This is a genomic window from Fredinandcohnia quinoae (genome assembly GCF_022427965.1).
GTDB lineage: Bacteria > Bacillota > Bacilli > Bacillales > Bacillaceae_L > Ferdinandcohnia > Ferdinandcohnia quinoae.
The window spans coordinates 221,000-246,765 of sequence record NZ_JAKTTI010000002.1; the positions used below are offsets into that span (position 1 = coordinate 221,000).

The 25,766-nt window shown below is 34.8% G+C and carries 27 protein-coding genes and 2 pseudogenes; 9 read left to right on the top strand and 20 right to left on the bottom strand.

Annotation, left to right across the window (positions count from 1 at the left end; genetic code table 11):
- Positions 1-40: 40 nt before the first annotated feature.
- Complete coding sequence (locus tag MJG50_RS02900) at positions 41-544, bottom strand: DoxX family protein (RefSeq protein ID WP_240252513.1); 504 nt, start codon at positions 542-544, stop codon at positions 41-43.
- Between the two features lie 243 nt (positions 545-787).
- Here MJG50_RS02900 and MJG50_RS02905 point away from each other — a divergent pair, with 243 nt between their 5' ends.
- Positions 788-1,021, top strand: coding sequence for a hypothetical protein (locus MJG50_RS02905; protein ID WP_240252514.1), 234 nt, complete (start codon positions 788-790; stop codon positions 1,019-1,021).
- Between the two features lie 11 nt (positions 1,022-1,032).
- Here the strand turns inward: MJG50_RS02905 and MJG50_RS02910 are convergent, their stop codons facing one another.
- The 10 genes from MJG50_RS02910 to MJG50_RS02955 form a co-directional block, all read right to left on the bottom strand.
- Positions 1,033-2,532 (bottom strand): amidase family protein, encoded by a 1,500-nt coding sequence (locus tag MJG50_RS02910; RefSeq protein WP_240252515.1) that lies wholly within the window; start codon positions 2,530-2,532, stop codon positions 1,033-1,035.
- A 112-nt stretch (positions 2,533-2,644) separates the two neighbouring features.
- Positions 2,645-3,892 carry an ATP-binding protein gene (locus MJG50_RS02915; RefSeq protein WP_240252518.1) on the bottom strand — a complete coding sequence of 416 codons (1,248 nt, stop codon included), beginning with the start codon at positions 3,890-3,892 and terminating at the stop codon, positions 2,645-2,647.
- A gap of 73 nt (positions 3,893-3,965) precedes the next feature.
- Positions 3,966-5,159, bottom strand: coding sequence for a PqqD family protein (locus MJG50_RS02920; protein WP_240252519.1), 1,194 nt, complete (start codon positions 5,157-5,159; stop codon positions 3,966-3,968).
- Positions 5,160-5,345: 186 nt separating this feature from the next.
- On the bottom strand, positions 5,346-6,503 hold the full coding sequence (locus tag MJG50_RS02925) for an HD-GYP domain-containing protein (protein ID WP_240252522.1): 1,158 nt from the start codon (positions 6,501-6,503) through the stop codon (positions 5,346-5,348).
- A gap of 483 nt (positions 6,504-6,986) precedes the next feature.
- A complete protein-coding gene (locus MJG50_RS02930; RefSeq protein ID WP_240252523.1) occupies positions 6,987-7,619 on the bottom strand; it encodes a response regulator in 633 nt (210 codons plus the stop codon).
- 13 nt (positions 7,620-7,632) lie between these two features.
- A complete protein-coding gene (locus tag MJG50_RS02935; protein ID WP_240252526.1) occupies positions 7,633-8,658 on the bottom strand; it encodes a sensor histidine kinase in 1,026 nt (341 codons plus the stop codon).
- Entirely contained in the window at positions 8,655-9,386 is a 732-nt protein-coding gene (gene liaF / locus MJG50_RS02940) for a cell wall-active antibiotics response protein LiaF (RefSeq protein ID WP_345893191.1), read from the bottom strand. Before liaF ends, MJG50_RS02935 begins: the two co-directional genes overlap by 4 nt.
- 134 nt (positions 9,387-9,520) lie before the next feature.
- Positions 9,521-10,168: a PspA/IM30 family protein gene (locus MJG50_RS02945; RefSeq protein ID WP_240252532.1), complete on the bottom strand. Its 648-nt coding sequence runs from the start codon at positions 10,166-10,168 to the stop codon at positions 9,521-9,523.
- A 51-nt stretch (positions 10,169-10,219) separates the two neighbouring features.
- On the bottom strand, positions 10,220-10,564 hold the full coding sequence (locus MJG50_RS02950; protein WP_240252533.1) for a lmo0954 family membrane protein: 345 nt from the start codon (positions 10,562-10,564) through the stop codon (positions 10,220-10,222).
- A 534-nt stretch (positions 10,565-11,098) separates the two neighbouring features.
- Positions 11,099-12,370 carry an ATP-binding protein gene (locus tag MJG50_RS02955; RefSeq protein WP_240252534.1) on the bottom strand — a complete coding sequence of 424 codons (1,272 nt, stop codon included), beginning with the start codon at positions 12,368-12,370 and terminating at the stop codon, positions 11,099-11,101.
- 193 nt (positions 12,371-12,563) lie between these two features.
- Here MJG50_RS02955 and MJG50_RS02960 point away from each other — a divergent pair, with 193 nt between their 5' ends.
- The gene (locus tag MJG50_RS02960) at positions 12,564-13,610 is read left to right on the top strand and encodes an ATP synthase beta subunit C-terminal domain-containing protein (RefSeq protein ID WP_240252535.1); all 1,047 of its coding nucleotides are present in this window, start codon (positions 12,564-12,566) and stop codon (positions 13,608-13,610) included.
- Between the two features lie 36 nt (positions 13,611-13,646).
- Here MJG50_RS02960 and MJG50_RS02965 read toward each other — a convergent pair whose 3' ends face one another.
- The 3 genes and pseudogenes from MJG50_RS02965 to MJG50_RS02975 form a co-directional block, all read right to left on the bottom strand.
- A complete protein-coding gene (locus MJG50_RS02965; protein ID WP_240252536.1) occupies positions 13,647-14,486 on the bottom strand; it encodes a cytochrome c oxidase assembly protein in 840 nt (279 codons plus the stop codon).
- Between the two features lie 181 nt (positions 14,487-14,667).
- Positions 14,668-16,284 (bottom strand): ABC1 kinase family protein, encoded by a 1,617-nt coding sequence (locus MJG50_RS02970; RefSeq protein WP_240252537.1) that lies wholly within the window; start codon positions 16,282-16,284, stop codon positions 14,668-14,670.
- A gap of 27 nt (positions 16,285-16,311) precedes the next feature.
- A pseudogene (locus MJG50_RS02975) lies at positions 16,312-16,473 on the bottom strand (carbon-nitrogen hydrolase family protein); the annotation flags it as partial.
- 193 nt (positions 16,474-16,666) lie between these two features.
- Between MJG50_RS02975 and MJG50_RS02980 the strand changes: the two are divergent.
- Positions 16,667-17,683 (top strand): polysaccharide deacetylase family protein, encoded by a 1,017-nt coding sequence (locus tag MJG50_RS02980; RefSeq protein WP_240252539.1) that lies wholly within the window; start codon positions 16,667-16,669, stop codon positions 17,681-17,683.
- Between the two features lie 38 nt (positions 17,684-17,721).
- Here MJG50_RS02980 and MJG50_RS02985 read toward each other — a convergent pair.
- Positions 17,722-18,972: pseudogene (locus tag MJG50_RS02985) on the bottom strand (MFS transporter); the annotation flags it as partial.
- A 157-nt stretch (positions 18,973-19,129) separates the two neighbouring features.
- Between MJG50_RS02985 and MJG50_RS02990 the strand changes: the two are divergent.
- On the top strand, positions 19,130-19,327 hold the full coding sequence (locus MJG50_RS02990) for a YwbE family protein (RefSeq protein ID WP_240252543.1): 198 nt from the start codon (positions 19,130-19,132) through the stop codon (positions 19,325-19,327).
- Positions 19,328-19,375: 48 nt separating this feature from the next.
- On the top strand, positions 19,376-19,852 hold the full coding sequence (locus MJG50_RS02995; RefSeq protein WP_240252545.1) for a hypothetical protein: 477 nt from the start codon (positions 19,376-19,378) through the stop codon (positions 19,850-19,852).
- Positions 19,853-19,968: 116 nt separating this feature from the next.
- Here the strand turns inward: MJG50_RS02995 and MJG50_RS03000 are convergent, their stop codons facing one another.
- Genes MJG50_RS03000 through MJG50_RS03010 form a run of 3 tightly spaced genes read right to left on the bottom strand, consistent with a single transcriptional unit; the run spans position 19,969 to position 21,282 of the window.
- A complete protein-coding gene (locus MJG50_RS03000; RefSeq protein ID WP_240252546.1) occupies positions 19,969-20,529 on the bottom strand; it encodes a sugar O-acetyltransferase in 561 nt (186 codons plus the stop codon).
- 28 nt (positions 20,530-20,557) lie between these two features.
- On the bottom strand, positions 20,558-20,869 hold the full coding sequence (locus MJG50_RS03005) for a nucleotidyltransferase domain-containing protein (protein WP_240252547.1): 312 nt from the start codon (positions 20,867-20,869) through the stop codon (positions 20,558-20,560).
- Positions 20,866-21,282, bottom strand: coding sequence for an HI0074 family nucleotidyltransferase substrate-binding subunit (locus MJG50_RS03010; RefSeq protein WP_240252548.1), 417 nt, complete (start codon positions 21,280-21,282; stop codon positions 20,866-20,868). The genes MJG50_RS03005 and MJG50_RS03010 overlap by 4 nt, the downstream gene beginning before the upstream one ends.
- 203 nt (positions 21,283-21,485) lie before the next feature.
- On the opposite strand from MJG50_RS03010, the gene MJG50_RS03015 reads away from it, so the two are divergent.
- Complete coding sequence (locus MJG50_RS03015; RefSeq protein WP_240252549.1) at positions 21,486-22,049, top strand: hypothetical protein; 564 nt, start codon at positions 21,486-21,488, stop codon at positions 22,047-22,049.
- A gap of 42 nt (positions 22,050-22,091) precedes the next feature.
- Here the strand turns inward: MJG50_RS03015 and MJG50_RS03020 are convergent, their stop codons facing one another.
- Entirely contained in the window at positions 22,092-22,559 is a 468-nt protein-coding gene (locus MJG50_RS03020) for a hypothetical protein (RefSeq protein WP_240252552.1), read from the bottom strand.
- 157 nt (positions 22,560-22,716) lie between these two features.
- Between MJG50_RS03020 and MJG50_RS03025 the strand changes: the two genes are divergently transcribed.
- The 3 genes from MJG50_RS03025 to MJG50_RS03035 are packed head-to-tail and all read left to right on the top strand — an operon-like array spanning position 22,717 to position 24,637.
- Positions 22,717-22,974: a hypothetical protein gene (locus MJG50_RS03025; RefSeq protein ID WP_240252673.1), complete on the top strand. Its 258-nt coding sequence runs from the start codon at positions 22,717-22,719 to the stop codon at positions 22,972-22,974.
- A 2-nt stretch (positions 22,975-22,976) separates the two neighbouring features.
- The gene (locus tag MJG50_RS03030; protein ID WP_240252554.1) at positions 22,977-24,221 is read left to right on the top strand and encodes a glutathionylspermidine synthase family protein; all 1,245 of its coding nucleotides are present in this window, start codon (positions 22,977-22,979) and stop codon (positions 24,219-24,221) included.
- 20 nt (positions 24,222-24,241) lie between these two features.
- Positions 24,242-24,637, top strand: coding sequence for a DUF350 domain-containing protein (locus MJG50_RS03035; RefSeq protein WP_240252562.1), 396 nt, complete (start codon positions 24,242-24,244; stop codon positions 24,635-24,637).
- A 43-nt stretch (positions 24,638-24,680) separates the two neighbouring features.
- Here MJG50_RS03035 and MJG50_RS03040 read toward each other — a convergent pair whose 3' ends face one another.
- Complete coding sequence (locus MJG50_RS03040) at positions 24,681-25,481, bottom strand: ion channel (RefSeq protein ID WP_240252563.1); 801 nt, start codon at positions 25,479-25,481, stop codon at positions 24,681-24,683.
- Positions 25,482-25,766 lie beyond the last annotated feature (285 nt).

A 25,766-nucleotide genomic window follows, 5' to 3' on the forward strand; every position in this document is an offset into this window, starting at 1 on the left:
AAAAAAGCCCTCAAAATCTGAGAGCTTCATGTATTTATATTCAGGTTGTTAATCTCTTTTCTTTCTTCTCCATCTTCATTATTTTTCTGATGTATGGAATGATGTAATAATCTCCACCTAATTTACCTGCATTCGCACCAGCCACTAGGACAAAAATGGTTAATAGGAGAAGTTGTGGATTTGTGCTAGTTGTTCCAGAGAACATAAATGCAAAGTTCATTAGAGCTGCCATTAGAGCAGAGAATGTTGTAAATACGCCAAGTATAAGTGCGATCCCTACTAAAAATTCACCCCATGCTACTAAAAAGTTAAATAGCTCAACATTCGGCAACGCGAATCCTTCAAGAAATGTAGCCCACCAGCCCTGAACTGCTGGATGATCACCAGTAGAGTTAGCAATTGCTCCATTTAAAAATCCACTGGCATCAAATCCTCCTGTAATCTTGCCCCAACCAGCTGTTAGCCAAGAATACCCTAGATACAAACGCAAAACCACTAAAATTACCGCAGCACTTACATGTTCCCTAAGCCATTTTACAAACATTTTCTTCACTCCCATTCTTTTAAAAGATTAGATACTGTTTACACTTATAATGTATCATTTTTACAAAAAAATGGTCGTCATTTACAGATCCTTTCATAGATTAGTAATATATTTGTGAATAATTGAGCAATTCACAAATTATTCATTGCAATTGAGTAAATTACTGTTATTTTTTTCATTTATATGATATTGTAAAAATAATCAGAAAATTTTAGTTGCGGATAACAAGGGGGAAATACTCATATGGTTCGAACTGGGGCGGCTGCTTTTCTAAGCATTATTTTATTAGTCGTAGAATCATTCATTATCATGAAATTAAAAGGCTATACTTCTATTTATTTTGATAACATCAATCTACTAATAGGTGTATTGGCAATGAACTTCTTTTTTGCCTTTTCAATTTTAACGAATATGAAGATGTGGTTTGAAAAACATAGTGATGAGGAAGCAGAGGTTAAAATAGAAAAACAGGACTAGATCCTGTTTTTTTACTGGGCAAAAACTTCATTTGTTTTCACATCAATCCACTGTCCTGTTTGTTCTAATACTCCAGCAAGTCTATACAAAATATCTTCCCTTCCTCTTGCTGCAATCATTTGCACCCCGAGTGGAAGCCCAGAAGACGTTTTCCAAAGAGGTACTGACATTGCTGGCTGCCCTGTCAAATTTGCCAACTGTGTATATGGCGTACGTGATAGGCTTTTTTCTACAAGTTGATCGACAATTCCTGTTTTCTTTAATATTTTCCCCATTCCGAACTTGCTCACAGCTTTTATTAACTTCTCTTCACTTGGCTTTAAGTCTAATTCACCAATTTTGGCAGGCGGTGATGCTGTAGTAGGTGTTAGATAAATATCATATGTTTCATGAAATCTCTCCATTGCGATTGCTGCTTCATCCCATTCTCTCATGCTTAATACAAATTCACTCGCAGAAACAGATTGACCCAATAGTCCAAGCATCCATGTTGATGGCTCGACGTCCTTCATCGTAACTTTCCTTCCAAGATTTCCTTGTAAAGAGGCGATAGTTGCACCGACTTCACCAAAATACATCGTGATGTAGCTCTTCCCTATTTTCCTACCATCAACTGGCGCATCCTTCTCTTCGACCATATGCCCCATTGACTCTAATAGTTTAGCTGTTTGATAGACTGCCTCTTTACAATTAGGATCCACATCCCTTCCTAAAGGAGATTTAACCGTAAATGCAACTCGCAGCTTAGAAACGGGCTTCGATAACTCTTCAAGATAACTCCCATAAAAGGGAAGTGGGGTAAATGCACTCGTCTTTTCCACAGAACTGATCTCATCTAATATTGCTGCACTATCACGCACAGAACGTGTCAGTACATGACTAACAGATGCACCCTGCCAAATCCTACCGTATGATGGTCCAACGGGTGTTCTCCCACGAGTTGGCTTAATTCCGAAAAGACCTGTATATGCCGCTGGAATTCGAATTGAGCCACCCCCATCACTTGCACCAGCAATCGGAACCATACCAGACGCTACAGCTGCTGCCGATCCACCACTTGATCCTCCTGGAGTATAGTCTGTATTCCATGGATTTCGGGTTGGTCCTGATGCTTTTGGTTCTGTTATTCCCATTAAAGCAAATTCGGGAACATTCGTATGTCCAAGAAAAATCATACCCGCTTCTCTCAATCTTCTTACAAACTCGGAGTCCTCTGTTGCACAATAATTTTTATATGCATTTGACCCAGATGTTATAAGCTCACCCGCAACCTCTTGTTGAATATCCTTCAATAATATTGGCACACCATTAAATGCACCTGAACACTTATTCTGACTTGCTTCATTAATAGCCTTCTCATACATTTTATTCACTACTGCATTTAGCTTCGGATTTACTTCCTCAATTCTAGTAATCGCAGCTTCTATTAATTCCTTCGGATGAACTTCCTTTTTCCTTACTAGCCCCGCTAACCCTATCCCGTCAAATTGTATGAATTCCTGTGACTTCACCCATATCCCCCCTACATCAACTCTTCTATATAAAATTCGCTAATCGAATACATTTACCTTCTCCAAAAAGAAAAAGCATCTACCTATAAGATAAATGCTTAGTCTAGTAATTCTATTTTTGCGAAATTGGCAACGTAATTGTTATCGTGGTACCCTTATTAATCTCACTATCAACTTGAATTTCACCTTGATGATCTTCAACTATTTTCTTCGTCACCATCAACCCAAGGCCAGTTCCTTCTGGTTTTGTTGTATAAAAGGGCTCAAAAAGTTTTTCAATTTCAGACTTATCAATTCCACTACCTTGATCAACAACACGAATTGACAACAAATTTTTAGAAACGATGCTTGAATGTATTTTCAATGTTCCACCATGATCATGATCCATCGATTCTATTCCATTGTTTATCAAATTAATAAAAACCTGTTTGAGCTGATTTTCATCACATTCAATTAGAGGTAACTCGTCTTCAAGAACTGCAGCCAGGGTAACTTTTTTCTCGCATGCTAGTTGCTTTGAAATTGAAATCACATACGCAATTATATCCTTTATATTATTCTTTTGAAAATTCGTAGATCGAGGCTTACCAATCACCATTAAATCATTAACAATTGAATTAATCCTTTCAATCTCTTGCTCCATAATCGAATAATAATGTTGATCCCCGGGATACTTTTCTCGTTGTAATTGTGTGAATCCTTTCAAAGACGCTAATGGATTTTTTATCTCGTGCCCTAGTGACGTAGCCATCTGCCCTATAAACGCCAACTTCTCCTTATGTTTCAACTGTTCATGTGAGGTATTTAGCGCGTCTACATATGATACAAAACGATTTAGTAGAATGTAGGCAATTCCTGCTAGAATTAAGATTAATACGATTGGAAAAAATACGATCCTATCTCCAATTAAAATACCAACTAGCAAATACCTAAAAGTTGTTGCAATTGTTGCAAACCAAAAAAATCGTTTATTAATAAATATTGGTGAAAACAAGACTAATATTAATTCTATAGCACTACCGCTTGAATATTTACTTGAGTCATCCCAAAAGACAACACAATCATTTATAGCCGAAAGTACAACATAACAAGAAATATAAACATACTTAACAGAATAATGTTTACCTCTTTTTATCAAATAAAGTGATAATGGTAATAACCCGAAAAAAGTGATATAAATTATTAAACTAATATCGATAGAATAATATTTTCCAGGCTCTGTAGAGGTAATAAATTTTGGATATATATAATAAAATAACAAATCATATAAGACTAAAGTCACATAAAAGGAAAACAAATAGATTTTTAACGCTTGTTTCTCTTCATTATATAGTAGATTGGTAAACTTGTTTCTCACCATTTTCTGTTCCTCACTGCTTCTAAAAATAGTACCTTTTACCCTATTATACACCTAAAGACCTATATATCGAATACTAATTTTCAAATTTCGACATTTTTCTACGTCTTGTCTTCCCTATTGAGAAAACAAATAGGCCTATTAATAGAAACATTTGGAAACTATATATAATTGCATCCCAAAAAAGTGGACTATCCATGGTTCTAGTTAATCCAGGTAACACTTTAACACCCATATAAATTAATTGAGGTATATAAAATATGGAAAATAAACATAATGTTATTCCAACACCAATTACATAAAAGATACTAAAAAAACGAACGACACTATGTTCACCTTTAAACAAGTCAATACTTTTTACATTATTTTTAGAAAACAAATTTTTCAGGAACTGGTTCCCATTTTCCATTAAATTGTAACAACCAGTCAAATTTTGAAATAAAAAATAAAAATCTGTTTTCATATAAATACAGCATTGATAGATGGTCCTTACAACTATATCAAAAATGATTAATCCAATGATTCCCGAAATTATTTCTGAAGGTAACGGAATAATTAACTTTGTAAGTAGCGCTATAAAAAGAATAACACTATCGAAACAAATTCCTGCTAAGTAAAGTATATTACGCTTTTTTTGAGGTAATTTCCAAGCTAACGTCATGTCTGTCTCAAAAACAACTAAAAATAAACGATGACCAATTTCTAATTTAGTTGGCAAATTAAAAGACCGTATCGCTAGAATATGTCCTAATTCGTGAACTAGAACCAATACTAATGAAAGAATTCCATAGATTAGAATATTTAGAGACATAATATCGAAAATGAATAAATCCCGATAATATGGAAATAAAGAAGGATTGATAATAAAAATAGATATACTAATGACAAATAATGCCCCGTATAAATAATTGGTATACTTATTAAAAAACACTTTCCCTATAGTAGGAGAAATCCATTCGAATCCTAATTTGCTAGGATTTCTTCCTTTTTGCTTCAATTCTTCACCATTAATAGCCTTTATTAAGTCTATATCTAACAGTTGATCAACAAAGTCAATTACATCAATATCCTCATTGGGATATTTTTCAATTAACTTTTGTTCTATTTCCCCAACGGAACATCCTTCATTAATCAATTCAATTGCATCAATACATACCATAGGCATCTCATAAAATTCTTGAGTCTTTGTATCTTCGACAATATAGTTTTTATTATCTTTTCGAATCTGTATATCATGCAAATGTAGTGTTGTTTCTAATGTTATTTTCATACATTCACCTTTAATAAATTATTTTAATAAAAGTAAAAAGGATGCTATTGCTTTTTAAAGCTAGCATCCTAGTTTGATTATGGCTTTTGTGGAAAAAAGTGACACCACCAGCAAGTAGTTTTAACTTTCTTTAATTTGCGGATTTTCATATTCTCCCCTCCTTTACAAGAAATTAAATAAAATTGATTAATTACATGAACCATACTTCCTGTGTATATCAATCCAGGTCGGATAAACCTTCTTAAATAATTTTACCAATTCAGGATCAAATTGTGTGCCTTGTCCTTCTATAATACGAGAATATGCTTCTTCTATCGGTAAAGCATTACGATAAGATCTTGAGGATGTCATTGCATCAAAAGCATCTGCTATCGCAGCTATTCTTGCCTGTAAAGGTATATTTTCACCAGCTAACTGATCCGGGTATCCCTTTCCATCCCATCGTTCGTGATGAGAACGAATGACACAAATATTATCTTTTAATCCTTCTACATTTTTAACAGCCTCTGCACCAACTACTGGATGTGTTTTGATTACGTCAAACTCTTCATTTGTTAATTTTGATGGTTTCATCAAAATATGATCGGGTATATTCACTTTTCCAATATCGTGTAGCAAGCAAGCATAATTAAAAGACTTTAACTCATCTTGTGAGAATCTTTTTATTTCCTTCGCTAATGATAAGGCATAATTAGCAACCCTCTCACTATGCCCGCGGGTATAATTATCCTTTAACTCTAAGGTAGCTATTACACCCTTCACCATTCCCTCTAGTTGTTTATCATAGGATAATTTCACTGCTGATACATAAGATTGAAATCTATTTAGAAAAATTAAACTAATTATTGAAAGCAGTACTGTTAGTAGTACAGGGAAAAGAGCACTTGTTGTTTGAAGAATAATTCCAATCACCAAATACTTCCCAGTAATTCCAAATGTAACTACCTTAAAAAACGTCTTGTTTACAAATATTGGTGAAAATAAAATTACAAACATTTCTACAACGTTTCCACTTTGGTATTCTGCTGAGTTATTAAAAAAGTAAATTATATCATCACAAAATGTTAAGAAAATGTATGTTATTACGACTATGTATTTAACTAAATGTTGTTTTTCTTGTTTGCTTATGTAAATAGCAATAGGTATTAAGCAAAACATGACAAAATATACTATATACTCAAATTTACTCGGTAATACAACTTGCTTTTGCAATATAAATTTTTGATAAATAAAGTAATTATATACATCATACACAATAAAAATACTGTAAAACAAAGTCAAAAACCATTTAAGTGTACTCTTCTCTTCAGTAATTAGTGATGAACTCATTCCCATTCTATGCATCTCTTTTTCTCCAATTTTAGTTATTATTCTCTATTTTCTTTTAAAATCCTTCTTTATTTTCAAAAAGGGTACTAAAGTCACGTTTATTTTTCGTCATAAATCGACTTTTTTCTATTATATCTTATTATTTGTTTTAACTGAATAGTTATTTAGGTATAAAAATTCGTAGAAATTTGTAAAAATAAGAATATTAGTTTATTAGGTACTATTACCTAGATGTATCAGTAATACGGTAAAGTGGCTACTTTATGATATTTTTTGAGATATACACGGTATTTACTAGATTTGCATGATAATCCAGATATATGCAGGAAAATTGTCAATTATGCATGAAACTTTTGATATTTGCATGATAAACTGGATTTATGAATGTTAATAAGAAATTATGCACGTTATGCGAAAACTTTGAAAAACCATCGTAAAAAACAAAAAACACAGCATCCACTGTGTCCTTCTCCATACTACCTATTAAATGAATAAACACTATTTTACTAAAGAATGTTTGAAAGCATAAATAACAGCTTGTGTACGATCCTGTACCTCTAGTTTACTTAAAATATTACTGACATGAACCTTAACTGTTTTTAATGCAATAAATAATTCATCGGCAATTTCTTGATTTGTTTTCCCTTCAGCCACTAAAAGTAATATTTCCATTTCACGATTTGTTAATTCTTCATGTGGTAGTTGTGTTTCCTTCTGGCGCATGCGAACCATCATTTTTCCTGTTACTTCTGGCTCTAACACTGACTGGCCGTGAAACGTTTTCCGTACGGCATTTGCAATTTCACTTGCCTTCGATGTTTTTAACATATAGCTTGTTGCACCCGCTTCAAGGGCTGGATACACTTTTTCATCATCTAAGAAGCTTGTTACAATGATAATCTTTGCTTCTGGCCATTTCTCAATAATTTGTCTTGTTGCTTCGATTCCATCCATTTCTTTCATGACTAAGTCCATTAAAATAATATCTGGTCTTAATTCCAAAGCAAGCTCTACGCCTTTTTTCCCATCATCGGCCTCAGCGATTACTTCTATATCGGGTTGTGCAGATAAGTAGGAAGAAACACCGATTCTTACCATTTCATGATCATCCACAAATAAAACCTTTATCATTATCTTCACCCTCTCACTTCATCATTGGAATCTTAACTTCTATTCTAGTTCCTTTATTTTTCATACTGATAATTCTCATCGTCCCACCAATTTCTATGGCCCGCTCTTGCATATTATGTAATCCATAAGAGCCTGCCTTTGTCTCATCCACATTAAAGCCAATTCCATCATCGACAATTCGAAGGATTATAAATTCATCCCGTTCAATTAATAAGACTTCCAAATGATTTGCTTTAGAGTGGCGAAGCGTATTTGAGACAGACTCTTGTAAAATACGAAATAGATGGTCCTCTACCCCTTTTTCAATATGAAACGTTTCAATTTTTGATTCAATTTCAACTGGTACCTTTTGAGTTAATTCTAGTAAAAGCTCCTTTATTCCTTCTTGTAATGATTTTCCTTTTAAGGCAACAGGTCGCAAATGAAGCAATAATGCCCGCATTTCAAGCTGGGATTGGTGGATCATTTCTTCAACCATTTTTAGTTGCTTTGTACCATAATCATCTGTAATTGGTCTTGTTTCGTTAATAGCTGACATCATCATCGATGCAGCAAACAACTGTTGACTTACCGAATCATGAAGCTCCCTTGCCAAGCGATTTCTTTCTTCCGAGACGATTTCTTGAATTCGTTTTTCTTGATCAATTGCTTTTTCATTTGCAAGCTTTTGGGAGGATTTCACCTGGTCTGCGATATGTTTTTGAACTCTTTTTAGTCGATCCCAAATCATTTCAAACTCAGTTGATTGGTTTTCAAGGGGTTCCTCTATACTTCTCCCTTGTTCAATTTGAAAAAGTGTATCTGATATTGAATTCAACTGTTTTCTCATACTTAAGCCAGATACGATTCCAAAGACAAGACCAATTATCAAACTAATAGTTGGTGAGATAATGATAAAAGGTAAATCCATAATTTTAGTTTTCCAAAGTGCTGACCAATTTGGTAACGGAAAAGCAACAAAGGCAATAACCATTGAAAGCGCAAAAATTAACAAGGAAAAGCATAGGCTTACAACAACTTGTCTTTGAACTGTACTCATACGCGTTTCACCTCTAAATCTCCGACAACCATTGAGGTGATAATCTTTATCTTTTGTTCAGCTGTATCATAAAGCTCTGTTTGATAATGTAAATTCTGATTATATGTTTTTGGATCATGATTTTCAAAAATCGTAGTTGCTCCAACAATTACAGAATGACTCACATTTACTTCTACTTCATATGGAACAAATACTTGAACATTCCCAATAACATTACGAATTAATATAATAGACTCGCCCTTCGGTAGAACGGCATAACTTAAATCAATAATTGAATCGCCTATTCCACATTGAATGTTCACATCATTCCATTCATAGACATATTCCGGCGCCTTCTGACGACCTGATAGTAGATTATGAAATAGTGGTGTTCGTTTGACTATAGGCTCCTTACTTGGTGTAACAATCGGTTCCATTATAGTTGGCTTAATATAAGCTGGATTTTTCTTTGATTGAAAGAATTGAATTAATAGATAAATAAGAATTGCAAGAAGCAAAAATTTAATTGTCATCATATTTAATACGGTGATTGCAAGACTTATCCATCCAAACCAGAAGAGGATTTTCCCTGAATTACGAGGCATACGCTTACGACCAAAATATATACACCCAATCGATATAATGAAAGAGAAAATTAGGCCACTATTGAAAAACGAGATTTCAATGATAAGTAATATGATTCCTGTTAAAAGGAGAAAATTAATAATGTCAGATTTCGATTTATTCAACAAGGTGCTTGCCTCCCTTCCATTATGCTCATTAGCCTAAAAAAGGCGCAGAGAACCACGCCTTTTTTAATGCCTAGCTCCAGTCGCCAACAGAATGACGCCTTTCGCATTTCTTATAGAATACCATGTTTTCCTTATGAAATAGAATGAGTTTCTTCATTTTTCATATCTTTTTCTAATTGTGCGATTCGCGCATCGATTGTATTACGATGATAAGAAGAGTTCACTTGGTGTTCTAAGCGATCAAGATATGACTCCATATCCTCAAAGCTAGTGTATGCTTTATTTGAGTAAGAGTTTGATTCTAGCACTTGGTTCATTCGATGATTAGCACGTGCAATATTTTCACGACCCATTAACTCCATTCGTTTGATATGCATATCTTTTAATTTATGCTTCATTTCTTCATATTTCTTCTCAAGCTCAACTAAATGCTGACTTGCATTTCGTAATGCTTCTTGTAATCGTACTGCACGCTCTTCATATGAAATTTGTTCTTGAAGTGCAAATTCATATAATTCATTTTCACCAGCTTCTTTTGCTATTTCTGCTTGATGCTTGCGTTTATCCGCGAGTGTACGCGCCTCACGATATTCTCTTGTAAATTGATCCTTTAATGAATATTGACGCTCAACTAACTTGCGAACCTTTTCTACCTCTACCTCACATTGACGTAAGTATTGATTTAATAAAGCAATTGGATTTTTTTGCTCCTTATTATCAAGTATTTCATGAAAATCTGCTGCGATCGTGTTTTTTAAACGTGTGAATAAATTACCCATTTGTATCAGTCTCCTCAAAATTAATTTTATGTTAAAATTGTTCTTGCCTAATTACTTGTTCAATTCAGCCCATTGCTTTTCAAAGTTAGTAAAAGGGTCTGATGATTCAGTTACAACTGTTGTTTTTTCTCTATTCCACTTTTTATAGACTACGTAAAGAATGTATGCTGCAACGATTCCAAGAATTGCTGGGACATTCGATATTGACGCTGATAAAGCAATTAAACCAACGATTCCCCAAAGTATCTTGCCTCCGGTTGAATCTGATTTTGTGAATTGTTTATAAGCAAAGTATAGAATCGCCAAACTAATGATCAACCCAACCATTGGACCAACCTGTGATAAAAGCACAAGTGCTGCGATACCTCCTACAATAAATAAACCGAACTTTTTCATATGTTTATTTCCTCCTTTCTATGTACTAATCTTATCCTGATTGAAAGAATGTCATAATGAGCCACGGATATATTTTTAGATAGGACTTGAGGCTTATAGGGTACTAGACCTAGAATTAGTAATAAAACAATGATGATCTTTTGCTCCTAACCTAGATTGTTAAATGCATTCAAATTTTCTCTCACTGTGCTGGTTATTCGTACCTCATAAGATAAAACTTTGCCTCCTGTCTTTCTTTTTGACATTGTTATAACTGCGTTTACAAAAATAAAGGAAAAAATTCCGCTTAAGTTTGAAAATACTCATATTTCTCTTAAAATAAAGGAAGATATTCCGCCTATATTACAAAACTCATAAGGTTTTGTCCTTTTTAGAGCTGATAAGCGGAAAATCTCCGCTTAAATCTGCAACTTAAGACCCTACCTTACACAATAGCAGGAAAATCTCCGCTTATATCTTCTAATATACACATCAGCCGGAAAATCCCCGCCTATGTTTTCTCATACCAATTCAAAAAAACTAGCCCAAAGTTTTTTACTTCGAGCTAGCTCTGTTTTGTATTTTTAAGACTGGAATATCAATTGATACTGTAGTACCAATTTCTAATTCACTCTTATAAGAAATTGTCCCGTTCATTGCATGGATAATTCTTGTCGAAACCGTTGTCCCTACACCGGTCCCCTTATCTTTTGTTGTATAAAATAATGTTCCAATTCTGTCAAGTTGATCTGCATCCATCCCCTTACCTGTATCTGTAATAGCGATGTATGCAGAATCATCATCTGACGATAACTCAATGGTTACAGAACCGCCTGTACTTGTTGCCTCAATTCCATTTTTAATAATATTTACAAGCGCCTGCTTTAATTGATTTCGATCAGTTTTTACAACCGATTCATCATTCAAATGATGAGTTAGCCTTACCCCTTCCTTTGCTGCCAAGGGATCGAGTAGTTGGATCACATTATAGATCACTTCTCGTAATTTTAATTCTTCTACCTTCTCGAATTGGGGCTTTGCAAAATTTAAATAGTCATTAATAATAGATTCAGCCCGACCTAATTCACTTAACACTAGCGGAAAGTATGATTCTTGTTTTTTCATCTCTTCTTTTTGCATCAATTGGAGAAATCCTTTTACGACTGTTAAAGGGTTACGAACTTCATGAGCGATCGATGCAGCTAATTCACCAAGTGTATTTAACTTCTCTGCACGCTGAATCTCCTTTTTCATCATCAATCTTTCAATCATTCCCTCAATTAAAATAGTGGATAAAAAAATCCCAAAAACATTGACAATACAAATAATACTTATGACAAACAACACTTCTGTTAAATCATACATGTGCTTATAAGAAAAAATATGGAATGACATCACTGAAAAAATTACAAATGGCGGCCACAATCCAATTAATACAGCCACAATGATTCTATTTTTAGGCTTATATTTCCAAAATTGCTTATAAAATAACATTGGAAGAACTGCAGATAATGAAGTAATGATATATGGTAAATATAAAAACTCCCCACCTATTATTGTCCGTGTTATTAGAATAATAACCAGGACAAATCCACCAGCTAACGGTCCCCCATAGAAAATTGCTAGTAAAAGGGGTACATAACGAAGGTCCCATGTAAGACCTAGACTATAGTAAGGAAAGATCATACAAAGGAATGCTGTTATCCCTCCACTTATTCCCGCAATTAATGGAAAGTTATTACTTGCTTTATCTTCAAATAATAATCTATAAACAAAAATTGGCATGAGCGTAATTAAGACGTGTAAAAGGAGTTTTTCAATGATCATCGCATCTTCTCCTATTTTATAGTTATGTTTAGAATACGACAAAGGTAGACTATTTCCTCTAAAATTTGAGGAAACATTTTAAAAGTTCTGTACATAATTCAAATAGCGAAATTTATTTTACTTTATAAAGTAAAATCCACTTGCCTTTTAACGGAATATAATTTACTCTTAGAAGTAACAGGAGGTGAAAATATTGGAAAATATCCGATTAAATGTTGCTTTATTGCGTAGAAGAGTACCTAATTTAACTTCAGCTGCACGCTCAGTTGGCTTACGACCTGCTACAGTTTCTAATTTGTGCACAGGAAAAATACCAGTAGGTCGTTCCGAAGTTCGTACACTTGTTGCACTTGCCGATCTGGCTGAATGCAGTTTGGATGAATTAATCATTAGAGGGGAGAAAATCGAAATGATTGAAACAGGAATAAAAACTCTTGATTTATTTGCACCATTAGCAAAAGGTGGAACAATTGGTCTAGTAGCTCGTCCTGGAATGGGTCAATTAGTCTTACTTGCTGAAATGCTTCACAGACTTAAAGCGAGTGGTTATGTTACAGTTTTGCTAAAACCTGAGGGAGAGCATCCGGAAGTTAATGACATTATGGATGAAATTCAATTTGTCTCACATACAATTGAAGAAGCTTATGAAAAACTTGCAAAACTCGGCAAAGATAAAGAAATTGCTTTTGCTGCTGATCGATCACATGTTATTTCAGGAGAAATTCAGGATCTTCAGGAACGATTACAAAATATTGGAATTGACTCTGTCACGACTTTCCTTGTTGATTTGAAAGGTGATGTGGTAGATGAGGATTTACCATTCGGACCACTTGAAACCTTATGGCAATTTGACGCAGACCTATCAGCTAGACATCACTTTCCAGCCGTTAATCCCATCTATTCAACATCTTCTGTACTAGAAGGTGCTCATCTAGATCAAACACATCTAACTATTCAGCAACGTGCAAAAAAATTATTACGGCGTTATCGCGAATTACGTTCATTAGTCAGTATTCATGGCGTTGAGAAACTCCCAAGCTCTGAAATCCAAACATACAAACGCGGCGAACGCCTTGAAGCTTATTTAACACAACCATTTTACGTAGCAGAAGCTTTTACCGGTAAAAAAGGAGAATCCATTCAGCTTCAAGATACACTAAATGACATTCGTAAAATTATGGACGGAGTTGTCGATTCAATCGAGGTTGATCAATTGACCTATATTGGAAAACTTAACTAATATCCCCAAAAATGCAAAAAGCTGTACTGAATTCTATCAGACAGCTTTTTTAGCTCTTCGTTCTTTTAAATAAATCAATAACGCTCCAATTCCGAATAGAACTGCCTGGGATATTCCCAATAGAATCGCCCCATTTTTCTGTTCAGCAAACGGAGGGTACGGTAATAAAGTTTCAAGGAAGTTGGCTGGTATTTCTGTTCCAGGCGGCAAACATAACTCTAAAGCTGAAAGCATTAAGCTTGTATCACTATACACAGTGTATAGCTCTTTATCAGCTAGTAGTAAGAATAACGTAACAGGAATAAATAATAGTACGTTTACAAAAATATAAATGAATTTTTTCTTTATATTTAATCGGTCATATTTCTGAATCGGTGATATTAATGGCCACCATACTAACATCGCAGCTACTACTAAACCAATTAAAAAGAAGTAATTTGTAAAATAACCTGTTCTTATCCAATCAAATACAACCGGAATATGATATCCCATGAACAAGGCATGGAACAGAACAATTGTAAAAACAGGATGTGTAAGAACGGAATATATTTTTCTAGCAACGCCTTTATTAAGCAGCTTTTCAAGTAAATCAGTTTTTAAGCCCATGACTATTAATGGGGCAACTACAAGTAAAAGCAAGATCATTTGAATGATATGGGCTCGAAAAAGCATTCTCCCTAATAGATTTAGTGGACTTCCCATGGTTAATAAAATTAGGATCATACTGCTTATAAAAGCGATTGATTTAAATGTAGTATGACTCTTTGATGTCGGTAAAAGAAATAAATATAGAACAATAAGGATTAAAGAAAAAAAGATAATTCCGCCATTCCACTGGGCATGAAAACTAAAGCCCTCCAAAATTTGACCTATCATCATGTATCACCAAACTTTTTTAGATATATATCTATTGTAAGGATACATCACATGTAAGGTATGTGATATAAATCACAGTTTTCCAACTCAAAGTGGAATCTCCATAAAAAAGCCATAATTCCTACCAAACTCAAAAAGCTTGTTCAAGTAAATTCGTAAGGCATCAAATAGTCATTTCATTTTATCGACGATTCTGCATGTATTTCAGCCATTTCCTTTGCTTATAGCTCCCTAAGAAATAACCGATTAATGAGAGTCCCAGTGCACCAGAGGATATTTTCCAGATGAGTGAATCCCCTAAATGGATTCCGACCATTATTCCAACAGCACTCAACAGGGATAGCTGGAATGCATACTTCTTTTGGTTCTCATAAATTGTAAATTGAAATTGTCTTCGTTGTTCAGTTTCCTTCATCTCTTCAAGCTTTTGTGGGGTTTGTAGAATTTCCCCAATCGAATGAAAGACTTTGAAAAGCGGTTGCGAGTTGATCCATTTCCATATGAGGTCCCATTTGTTACCTCCTTGTTGTTTAATCCACTCGATAAAGGTTGGTTTCCAAACATCCATTTGATCTTCATCTGGAGCAATTGTATGTACCATTCCCTCTATCGTTACAAAAGATCTTCCTAAAAAGACAAATCGAGTAGGAACTTGGATCGGTAGTGCTCGAACAACATCATTCATTTCTCTTTTTAATGCAAAAAGATCCACATTCTCTAACTTAGTAAGATCAAAGGATAACCATTCTGCCAATAATTTTTCAATCATTTTGTCATCAGCATTCGGTAACAAGAAACCTAAATCAGATAGACACTCGATGACAGCTGGATAATTTTTTACCAATACACCTTCAACTAACCTCTGAAAAGTATCAGCATCCTTCTTTGAAATTTCTCCTACCATTCCAAAGTCAAGTAACACGATTGTACCATCTTGTCTAATGAGGATATTCCCTGCATGAGGGTCAGCATGAAATAGCCCAGCTTCTAGCCATTGAGGTAAAAACATCAATAAGAGCCTTTGTGCCATTTCTTTACGATTAATCTGATGTTCACCCAGCTTTTCAAGTTCAGTTACTTTTATTCCATCAATCCATTCCATAACCAGTACCCTTGATGTACATAGGTCTGGATAGAAAGATGGGATTTTCAGACCATTCAACTCTTTAAAGTGCTCCTGAAAATATAAGGCTGCCTCCATTTCTTTTTCAAAATCAAGTTCTCGTTCAATGACTTGTTTCAATTCCTGAAATAACACCTTAAAGTTAATGAAGCCCTTTGGTACAGGTGCAAAATAATGAGCAAACCAAATAATGATTGCTAATGAGTGAAAATCTGTTTGCACAATTGAACGTATATTAGGTCTCTGAACCTTAATCGCAACCAAAGTACCATCATTTAATACTCCTTGAAAAACTTCCCCGATTGAAGCTGATGCAATTGATTGCGTATTTATTGAACGCACCCTTTGCTCAATCGATCCGTTCCACTCCTTTTCCAAAATTTCTTTAATGTCCTCCCAAGGCGAAGGAGGTACTTTATCAACTAAGTCTTGAATTTGACGAATAAATGCATTTGGAAGTAAATCCCCACGAATACTCAATAATTGGCCTATTTTGATCAACAATCCTTCTAGGTCAAATAAGGTTGTACGGAAGGTTTTACCTACCTTTTCCCAAAGCTTCTCCCATTCATGCTCTGGCTTTTTCGTCAATTTGTACCAATATACCTGAATGAATATCGAAAATGCCATAGACAAAACCTTATACATTCTAATCAGTTTGCGATTGGATTTCATGAATCTCCCTCACAATCAACTATTTTTGCCAATCGATAGTAAATGGGTTGTAAAAAATTTAGGAAAAATGACGAATTCTGTCCCAAATTCCTTTGCCATTTTGATATAATGAATACATTGCGAAGCAAACTCATCAAATGAATGAATTGTTTGAAGATGATATTTCACTGCCGAAACTCTCATTTTCAATATTTAATCCCTCCTTATAAACACTTACTTCGATTATACAATTTTTCCTAAAATAAAACAGTCAAAGTATGTGCCTTATAGAACATGAACTTCATAGATTAATATTGTAAAATTTTCGTAATATCATTGAAACATTTCCGCAACATAAAACGTCTTATATAGTGAAGAATATCCAACAAAGAGGGAATGCGTGATGTCAGGGAGAATGAACAGAAGAAGAAGAAGGAAAAGGAAATTACATTTTATCAAATTGGTCGGGTTATTCAGCTTTATTATTTTAGTAGGTTTAAGTTCTTATTTAATTTTACAGTCTAAATTTCAGGCAGAAGCAAATGCAGCACCACCTAAATCCGAACAATCGGCAGAGCATAATTTGAAAGAAGACCTAAAAGACCAAATTGATAAAAACAAGGCAAAAGACAAAGCAACCAAAGAAAATAATGACAGCTTAGAACAAGAAAAGCTAGATAAAAAGAAAGCAAATTCTAACAAAGAAACAGATGAGAAGAACACTGAAAAAGAGAATTCTAAAAATAGCGAAAAAAATACAGGAACTGATAAAGTTATAGATAAAAAACCCCCAACAAATGCAACAGAACCACCAGTAACAACTTCAAAGACAGTATATCTTACCTTTGACGATGGTCCACATAAGGTTTCAGGTGACATTCTTGCATTATTAGAAGAATACAATGCGAAAGCAACTTTTTTTATGCTCGATGGAAATATGAAGATGTATCCAGATGCAGTAAAAAAGATGGTACAACAAGGTCATGGTGTTGGTTCACACGGTGTAACACATGATAAAAATAAATTCTATAAATCTACAAATTCCGTAATTGGCGAAATGAGTCAAACATTGCAAACCATTCATAACCTTACTGGTGTAGATTCTGACTTAATTCGTACTCCATATGGAAGCTCACCACATATGACACCTGCTTACAAAAAAGCTGTTGTCAATGCAGGGTATAAAATGTGGGATTGGAACATCGACAGCAGAGATTGGTATTTCAAAGATTCCAGATATGTTGATAGTGTAATCGAACAGTTTAATAAAGTAAAAAATGGTAACGAACCAATCGTCATCTTACTTCATGAAAAACCAGAGACACTTGCACAATTACCTAAATTACTAGATTACTTGAGTGAACAAAACTATGAATTCAAAGCAATTGACTCCTCAATGGAGCCTATACAATTTCCTTAATGTATATAAAGAAAACTCGCCGATTGGCGAGTTTTCTTTTAATTCACTTCTAATTTCACTCCACCCTTCCCTTTCTTCTCTGGACTGAAAATTAGTGGAAGAATAATGATAACTCCAATTATGAACAATGCCGCTGAAACTTGATAAGAGATGGAAAGACCTACCTTTGACTTTAATACCCCCGCAATACTCATCATGATGACCATCCCTCCCATGAAGAGTGGTGTCATAATACCATTTACCCTACCTACAAACGATTCCTCTGAATTTTGAAGAATCATCGTATTAATACTAATTTGAATCGCTGGCATCATAAAGCCACTAAAGAATTGAGCAACTAGCGTTAGCCATAAAATCGTTGAGAATCCCATTATTGACATTGTAATTGCATCGACTACCATACCGATTGCCAAAAGAAGGATTGGCGAAATTTTCTTTGATAAAGCTAAAGCAACTCCCCCGCCAAGAATCATCGCAATCCCATTTATCGCTAGAAACCATTGTAAGAATTCCTTTTCTAAATGTAATTGTTCGGTCACGATAAATATTCCTAGTGGTTGAATAAGCCCAATTCCAAGACCCGCCATTAGGAAGTTCCCTCCAAGGATAGTAAGGAAACGACTATTTCGAACATATTTAAAGCCTTGGATTAATTCCTCCTTGACTGTCGATTCTACTTCCTTCGTTTCAATCCGATCCTTAGGAAGGAAGGTCAACGCTGCAGCAGAGAGCAAAAACATAACTCCAGTAATAGCGATTGATATATGAATCCCAAATTGTTGGAAAAAGAAGGTGCCAATAACAGGTCCTAAAATCATAAAGATCGCAAACATTGTTTGGTACAAGGACATTCCCATTTGCATTTGTGCAGCTGGTATATGAATTTTAAACAATTTCATTCCTGATGGCTGAGAAAATTGAGATAGAATCGCTGAAATCAGCATCGCAAAGAATACAGCTTTCCATGTGGCAAACACAAGAAGCGCAAGTACAACAAATACAGAGATTGCACTTAAGATATCACACCAAACCATCGTCCGCTTCGGTCGCCAACGGTCCGCAAAAGTCCCTCCAATTATTGAAAAAATAAAAATTGGGGCAAATTCCGCAACAGAAATCAGTGATACGGCAAATGGATCCCCATCTGTTTCTTCCATCACAAATAATAATACTGAAAAATTTCGAATCCAGATTCCAAGCTGCAAAAATAATCCAGAAGCTAATATTGCCTGGATAAATTTATTCCGAAATAAACTTGTGATACTGCCATCTTGTGTCATAGGCATTTTCCTCCACTTTTTTTCTTATGTTAAGACTTTAAATGAATATGGTGAATTTTACAATAGTTTATATATGCCTATTTTTCACCCATTATTTGCTATATTTTTTTATTTTATTGATATACACTATACTAATATCGAGATTTTAAAAAGAAGGTGTTACTATATGAATGGGCAAAATCGCTCAAATATCGTTCCGGGTGCCAGGGTTAATATTGTATTAAAGCAGGATCAAAAATCCGGAAAACTCACGAATGGAATTGTTAAAGATATTTTAACAAAATCAAGTTCACATCCCCATGGGATCAAAGTTCGGCTTATGGATGGGCAGGTTGGACGAGTAAAGGAAATTATTGAGGAATAATGAAATAAATTGATCTAAAATTAGTTAAGAGAAACGAGGAATTTTTATATGCTAACATTTGAAGAAAAGCTTACCATTATTGAGTCCTTTCCAGAGTTAGTACGGAAGAATGTTTCACTAGGACGAGTAAATTTCCATTATGAAGAGAGTATTTTTGAGAAAAAAGTAGTTGTTCAGCATTTGCATCCAAATGGAAATGGCTTTGTGTTTGCTGGGAACTTATCCAAATATGATGTGGATGATAAAGGATTTATCAATATTCGTGATTTCAACGCTGAAGAGCTTCGTAAAATTGTGAAAGAGTCCATTCATTCACTCTCCCCCAGGTCAGAAGTCGTGCTTGAAACTGCAATCATCGGCGAAGGTCAAGAGGAACGCTGGGTGAATGAAGAAGGGCAGACACTTCTACTCTTACTAGAAGATGACTGGTGGAATGTATATGCAGGCTTAAATCTTGAAGCTGCATTTGGATCATATGATGAAGCTGAAGAATATATGCTTGAGGAAGGGTTTCGCTTGGCATAGTTACGATTGAGGGATCATTTACTTAGGAAGGGCTCAATCTGAAGATCCTTTTTGATTATTTATTCAACTAAAAAGGGTGCAAAATCAAAAGATCTCGCACTCTTTTTCTTCCCCATTTAATTCTCAATTTCCTTAATTATTCTAGCTGGATTTCCACCTACAACAACATTATCTGGTACATTTTTTGTTACAACTGAACCGGAAGCAACTACAACATTATTCCCAATTGTCACCCCAGGGTTAATGACAGAACTACCGCCAATCCAAACATTGTCCCCAATTGTCACTGGCTTTCCGTATTCCTTCCCTGAAATTCTTTCTTCTGCATTTAACGGATGTGTTGCCGTATAAATATGTACACCTGGTGCAATGAAGCAGTTTTTCCCGATTCGAATTTCACACGCATCTAAAAAAACGCAATTGAAATTCGCATAAAAATTTTCGCCAACATGCATGTTATATCCGTAATCAATGCTGATGTTTGGTTCCATGTAAATGCTATTACCAGTTGAACCAAATAACTCTTTTAAAATTTCAGTACGCTTACTATATTCAGTTTCTATTGTTTGATTAAAAACCCTCATTAATCTCCTTGCATTTTCGCGGCCTTTTACTAATTCTGGATCTCCTGGGTTATACATTTCACCATTTATCATTTTTTCTTTTTCTGATTTCATTCCTGTACCTCCCAGACTAATTAAATATTCATTGATATTTTTCGTTAACCGCTTTATACAATACCTTGCCACTTTTTAATATTTCGGTTTTTAATGAATCAGAAGCCTCATCAAACTTAACAATATCTAACAATAACAATGTATATAAATCCTCTTCCAATTCGAAGACCAATTCCAACCATTCTTTTGCGGGTATATCTGGTGCAACAATTGCAAGATCAATATCTGATCTATCACTATAATCACCGTATGCTCTTGAACCAAAAAGAATAATTTCATCTATTTTTTTATAAGTTTGGCCTATGTGTTGTAGCTGCTCTAATACCTTTTTCGGGATCATGACTCATCATCACTCCCTGAATCACCGTACTTTTCCGACAGATCTATAAATGTATCATTTAATTCAGGAAAATACCCTTTTATATTTTCATATATTTGTTTTGCCTTCGCTTCATCATAAAGATGTGAAGTCTCATTTCGATCACGAAGCATTTGTAACCATGCTTGTTCATTTTTAAGCCACTTAACAGAGTAGGCATGCTTTAAAGTTTCACGAGGGGTCTTCGTTTCAATTCCTTCCATTTGAAGCAATCTTTTGACGGTCTTCCAAAAAAGTTCAAACGTAAATTCAAAGCGTTGTATCGTTCCGTCTATATACAAACTATTTGTATCCTTTTCCTGCAAAGCCTCTTCCAGACGAGTTAAAGCCTTTTTTAAATTTTCCAAACTTTGCTGAGCCTTTCTTTCAGACATTCAATTCACCACCCTACAAGATTAGTTAACCTTACAGACTATACGAGCTCGTAGCAGTTAATTGTATATTACTACAATTATTGGGTACGAAACAACGTATCTATACTTAGACTCTTACCTCTTTTGTTAAAATTCCTAAAACGATACCACGTTACATACAATCATATGGTACTATCGAGAAAAGACGTCCAAAGAGGTGTGCAATGAAAAAGGCATTTTATCTCCTATCGTTTTCTTTATGTTTAGTTTTAATCAGTGGTTGTGGTAATAATGAAAGAGGTTCCACCAAGGAAGGCCCGGCGAATTCAACATTTATAATGGAAGCAGAGACAACAGAAGGTGATTTTGTTTATCGACTTGTATCCGAGAAAGAATTATACAAAGAAGCGGAACCGGTCAAATTATATGCTGAATTAGAGTACATCGGAGACCAAGATTCGATATCAATTTTTCATGCAGGCTCCCCATTTTATTTTGATATGACGGAAAAGACGAGAGATTATGAAATTCCTTATCCAATGATTCAACCGTTAATTCAAACAACTCTCAAAAAGGGAGAACCGCTACGTGAGCCTTATACGAAAAGTGGTGGATATAGCGACCAGGATGATGGAGAATATGTTAAGTTTATGAAAAAGTTTTTAAAAGGTGATGATTTTCCTACTGGGCAATATGAAGTTAAAGGTAATGCTAGTTTTCATACAGAGGAATATGGAACAGAGCAACAGTTTAATATCGAGGCTAAAATTGAATTCGAAGTTAAGTAAGATAAGAGTGTGTTTATTCCACACTCTTATCTATTATTTCCATCAATATAATTCTTCACCGGTAAATGTCCCATAATACACATAACAGTTTCGGTCCTCATCTATTTCCAAGGAATCTAGCTTGAATTCTAGTGCGACAATCGTGCTTCCTTTTCTCGGAATATAAAGGAAATCACTATGTAACGACAATTGAACATCTCGATGCATATCATGCTCCTCTGCCTTGATCAGTCGTGCCTCGTTACCATTTAATTCTCTGATTTCAAATCCAATTCCGGAATAAACCTTTTCCTCATTATTTTTAACTGATGCTCCTGCTTCTTCAACGTAAATAACAACCATTCCATTTGGTTCAAGGGCATTAGAAATTGCTTTGTACACCTTATTTTCTTTCACATAATATCCACATGACATCCGACAGATCAATTCCTCTTCCTGTATTTGTTCATAATGAAATATTGCCGGAAAGTGATTCCACTTATCATTGAGTCGATATTCTAATTTTTTCAAAAAAATCACTTCACTTCCTATATTTTTTCCTTTTTTTTCATTATACTAAAAAGAGTGAATATTAATATTGTATTATCTACAATTTAGGGGGATTCTTTTGGAAAATAAAACAAAAAAGCTGTTAACTGGTGTTATTTCCTCTATTTTCACCGTTTCCATGGTTGGTTGTTCATCTGACTTAAGTGATAGACCTCCAATGCCAGATACCGACTCATGTAATGACTGGGAATGGGATGAGAATTTAGGTGTTTGGGAATGTGATGACGATGATTCAAATTACAGGGGACATTACTTTTATGGGGGTTCATTTTACAAAGGATCTAAGAAGTTGAAAGCATCAAGCTCCTATAAATCATATAAGTCCTCATATAAAAGTGGCTTTGGTAGTGGATCAAAAGGTGGCTTTGGCGGATAGCAATGTTGCACTCGACGAATATTTATCAAACAAAACGTAATGCCTTTTATAAAAAAATACCTGACTTCTGGCACGATTTATACAACAAGGAATACAGCCTCTATCATGCCTTTCCGATTTCAAGTGACGAAGTTTCAATCATACATCAGGTATCTGAACGTGTCGGTGAGTTGTTTTTTAAGACAGCAAAATTACTTAGACAGCTTCCTGATGAAACTTTATTACAGTTAGGAATGCCTAAAGAAACGTTGTCATTTGTAAGACACAAAGTTATTCAACCGGAATCTATCATTGCAAGGTTAGATCTAGTAAAAACAAATGACGGCTATAAGGTTCTTGAGATTAATAGTGATACTCCGACCTTCATTAAGGAATGCTTCTCTATTAATCAAAAAGTGTGCGACCACTTCGGACTCAAAAATCCTAATGAAGGCTTTGAAAGACAATTAGCCTCGGCAATACGAAAAGCAATTCATGAAAGCTATAAAGCAATGAATCTTGACCGTCCTGCAAATATCGTATTCACAGCACACTCTGATCATAGTGAGGACTGGAATACGACCCGGTATTTGCAAAAGATTTCGAATGTACCTGCTAACTGTATCCCGCTTCATGAACTTCTTATTAATGAACATGGTGTCTTTGATTCGGATGGTTGTAAGATTGATGTGTTATATAGACAAACTTATCCACTTGAACATCTCATTCATGATAAAGATGAACGATCAGGTGATAAAGTTGGTATTCAGTTATTAAAATTGGTTATGGAAGGTAAGCTTGCAATTGTTAATCCAATCTCTTCTTTTCTCATTCAGTCTAAAGCCGTTCAAGCCTTAATTTGGGGCCTGTTTGAGGAAAATCACGAATTCTTTTCTGACGAAGAAAAAGAGTGGATTCAATCATACATGCTGCCAACATATTTAGAACCTGATTCCTTTTTAGGGAACACTTCATATGTGCAAAAGCCCTCCTTTGGCAGAGAAGGTGATACGGTAAAAATTTATGCAAAGAATCGTGATGTACTCTTAGAGGATGTCGGAAAAAATTACGAGGATGAGCTACCAATCTATCAAAAATTTGTTGAATTGCCTTCAATTCACCTCCAAACCGAACAAGGTAATGAAAGATTAAACTATATGTTCGGCAGCTTTCTTATTGCTGGGAAAGCAAGTGCCATTGGTATTCGAGCAGGCGGGCAGATTACCGGAAATGAATCTTATTTTTTACCAATTGGGATTCCAAAATAAACAGGTAGAGGGGATAAAAAATGGATCTTTTATTAAATTATTTAGCTTATATTGGGTTAGGTATTGTTCTATTATTAGTCGGCTTATGGTTATTTGAGGTAACAACGAAAAATAAGGAATTTAAATTGATAGCTTCCGGTAACAAAGCTGCAGCTTATTCATTAGGTGGCCGCCTCTTAGGGTTAGGAATTGTGTTATATTCGGCCATTTCAAATTCTGTTTCACTTACTGATATGTTGCTTTGGGGTGGAATTGGTATTATTACTCAAATTCTTGTCTTTTTACTAGCTGAATTATTAACACCTAAGTTTAGCATCACAGAATCTATTGATAACAACAATGAATCTGTTGGTTTATTTTTATTATTCCTGTCTGTTTCCATTGGATTTGTCGTTGCAGGATGTTTAACTTATTAATTCAATAAAAGAAGCAGAACCCTCGCTTAGGTTCTGCTTCTTTTCATTTCAATATATTTTTCGTATGATTGTATGCAGCTTTTGTCATCAATCGCGAAATTGATTGCTGTGATGAGATGAATTCATCAACATTCACATGGGCAAAATTTTCTTCATGCTCCTCATTTAATATTTCAACAATTGTGTAAATATCTTCTTTTGTTCGAACATCATAACGCTCAATTGAAGTTGCAATCAATAGGGTTCTTCCATCTGCCAAATCAGGCTCCTCGATTGAATCTGGCGCAAAAATCAAAATCGAGCTTGCTTTTGAAATGTTTGCTTTATCGAGAATTGCAAAATCGGTTGCACTTCCCTGTATGTAGTGAAAACGTTCATGTTCAATAGGGGAGCTTTCCAACGAATCAATTAGAACAACCTCCTGGCCATTACGATTTTCTAACATTTCCTTAATGGAAAGCTTTGACTTTCTTGTCCATCCAACAATGACAAAATGATTTTCTCCTTTATAATCCAATTTCCCCGCCTCCTTCATCTGTTTATGATTTGTAAATGAATCGATTATTTTACCAATGATTAATCCAAATAAACCAATGCCAAATAAATAGACAAAAAGGATCGCGAATGTTTTCCCAATTACGGTTGCCGGGGAAACATCTCCATATCCAACGGTTGTCATTGTCGTCATTGTCCACCAAATACCTTCAAATATAGATGGGAATGTTTCCGGCTCCAACAGATACATAATGAATCCTGAAAAAAAGATAAAGGCAAATGTGACTAAGAAAACAATCCGATTTTTCATCTGTATCGCTTTGAAATAAATCTTTTTGAAAAATAACACTTTGTTCACTCCTTCCTAATCAAATGCGCCTTGGCGCATTTGCGCCCAGATTATTTCGAGCTTGCTCGAAAAGCTTCCTTTAAAAATCTGAGGCATCCGCCGGAGGCTTTAACTTTATTCAGTGGGGATTTAAACCCCCACTGAATTGGATAGTGATTTGCATTCATCTCACCACTTATAGAAGTGGAAGACATCTGCTGAATAAAGTTAAACTCTTAAGCTAAATTGTAACGAATTAATACCTTCTTTGGCTATATTTTGAAAAAATAAAATGAGGGTGTGGTT

Coding starts and splice junctions, on each gene's coding strand:
- MJG50_RS02900 (WP_240252513.1), bottom strand. CDS start 544: ATGTTTGTAAAATGGCTTAGGGAACATGTAAGTGCTGCGGTAATTTTA.
- MJG50_RS02905 (WP_240252514.1), top strand. CDS start 788: ATGGTTCGAACTGGGGCGGCTGCTTTTCTAAGCATTATTTTATTAGTC.
- MJG50_RS02915 (WP_240252518.1), bottom strand. CDS start 3,892: ATGGTGAGAAACAAGTTTACCAATCTACTATATAATGAAGAGAAACAA.
- MJG50_RS02920 (WP_240252519.1), bottom strand. CDS start 5,159: ATGAAAATAACATTAGAAACAACACTACATTTGCATGATATACAGATT.
- MJG50_RS02925 (WP_240252522.1), bottom strand. CDS start 6,503: ATGCATAGAATGGGAATGAGTTCATCACTAATTACTGAAGAGAAGAGT.
- MJG50_RS02930 (WP_240252523.1), bottom strand. CDS start 7,619: ATGATAAAGGTTTTATTTGTGGATGATCATGAAATGGTAAGAATCGGT.
- MJG50_RS02935 (WP_240252526.1), bottom strand. CDS start 8,658: ATGAGTACAGTTCAAAGACAAGTTGTTGTAAGCCTATGCTTTTCCTTG.
- MJG50_RS02945 (WP_240252532.1), bottom strand. CDS start 10,168: ATGGGTAATTTATTCACACGTTTAAAAAACACGATCGCAGCAGATTTT.
- MJG50_RS02950 (WP_240252533.1), bottom strand. CDS start 10,564: ATGAAAAAGTTCGGTTTATTTATTGTAGGAGGTATCGCAGCACTTGTG.
- MJG50_RS02955 (WP_240252534.1), bottom strand. CDS start 12,370: ATGATCATTGAAAAACTCCTTTTACACGTCTTAATTACGCTCATGCCA.
- MJG50_RS02965 (WP_240252536.1), bottom strand. CDS start 14,486: ATGATAGGTCAAATTTTGGAGGGCTTTAGTTTTCATGCCCAGTGGAAT.
- MJG50_RS02970 (WP_240252537.1), bottom strand. CDS start 16,284: ATGAAATCCAATCGCAAACTGATTAGAATGTATAAGGTTTTGTCTATG.
- MJG50_RS02980 (WP_240252539.1), top strand. CDS start 16,667: ATGTCAGGGAGAATGAACAGAAGAAGAAGAAGGAAAAGGAAATTACAT.
- MJG50_RS02990 (WP_240252543.1), top strand. CDS start 19,130: ATGAATGGGCAAAATCGCTCAAATATCGTTCCGGGTGCCAGGGTTAAT.
- MJG50_RS02995 (WP_240252545.1), top strand. CDS start 19,376: ATGCTAACATTTGAAGAAAAGCTTACCATTATTGAGTCCTTTCCAGAG.
- MJG50_RS03000 (WP_240252546.1), bottom strand. CDS start 20,529: ATGAAATCAGAAAAAGAAAAAATGATAAATGGTGAAATGTATAACCCA.
- MJG50_RS03005 (WP_240252547.1), bottom strand. CDS start 20,869: ATGATCCCGAAAAAGGTATTAGAGCAGCTACAACACATAGGCCAAACT.
- MJG50_RS03010 (WP_240252548.1), bottom strand. CDS start 21,282: ATGTCTGAAAGAAAGGCTCAGCAAAGTTTGGAAAATTTAAAAAAGGCT.
- MJG50_RS03015 (WP_240252549.1), top strand. CDS start 21,486: ATGAAAAAGGCATTTTATCTCCTATCGTTTTCTTTATGTTTAGTTTTA.
- MJG50_RS03025 (WP_240252673.1), top strand. CDS start 22,717: ATGGTTGGTTGTTCATCTGACTTAAGTGATAGACCTCCAATGCCAGAT.
- MJG50_RS03030 (WP_240252554.1), top strand. CDS start 22,977: ATGTTGCACTCGACGAATATTTATCAAACAAAACGTAATGCCTTTTAT.
- MJG50_RS03035 (WP_240252562.1), top strand. CDS start 24,242: ATGGATCTTTTATTAAATTATTTAGCTTATATTGGGTTAGGTATTGTT.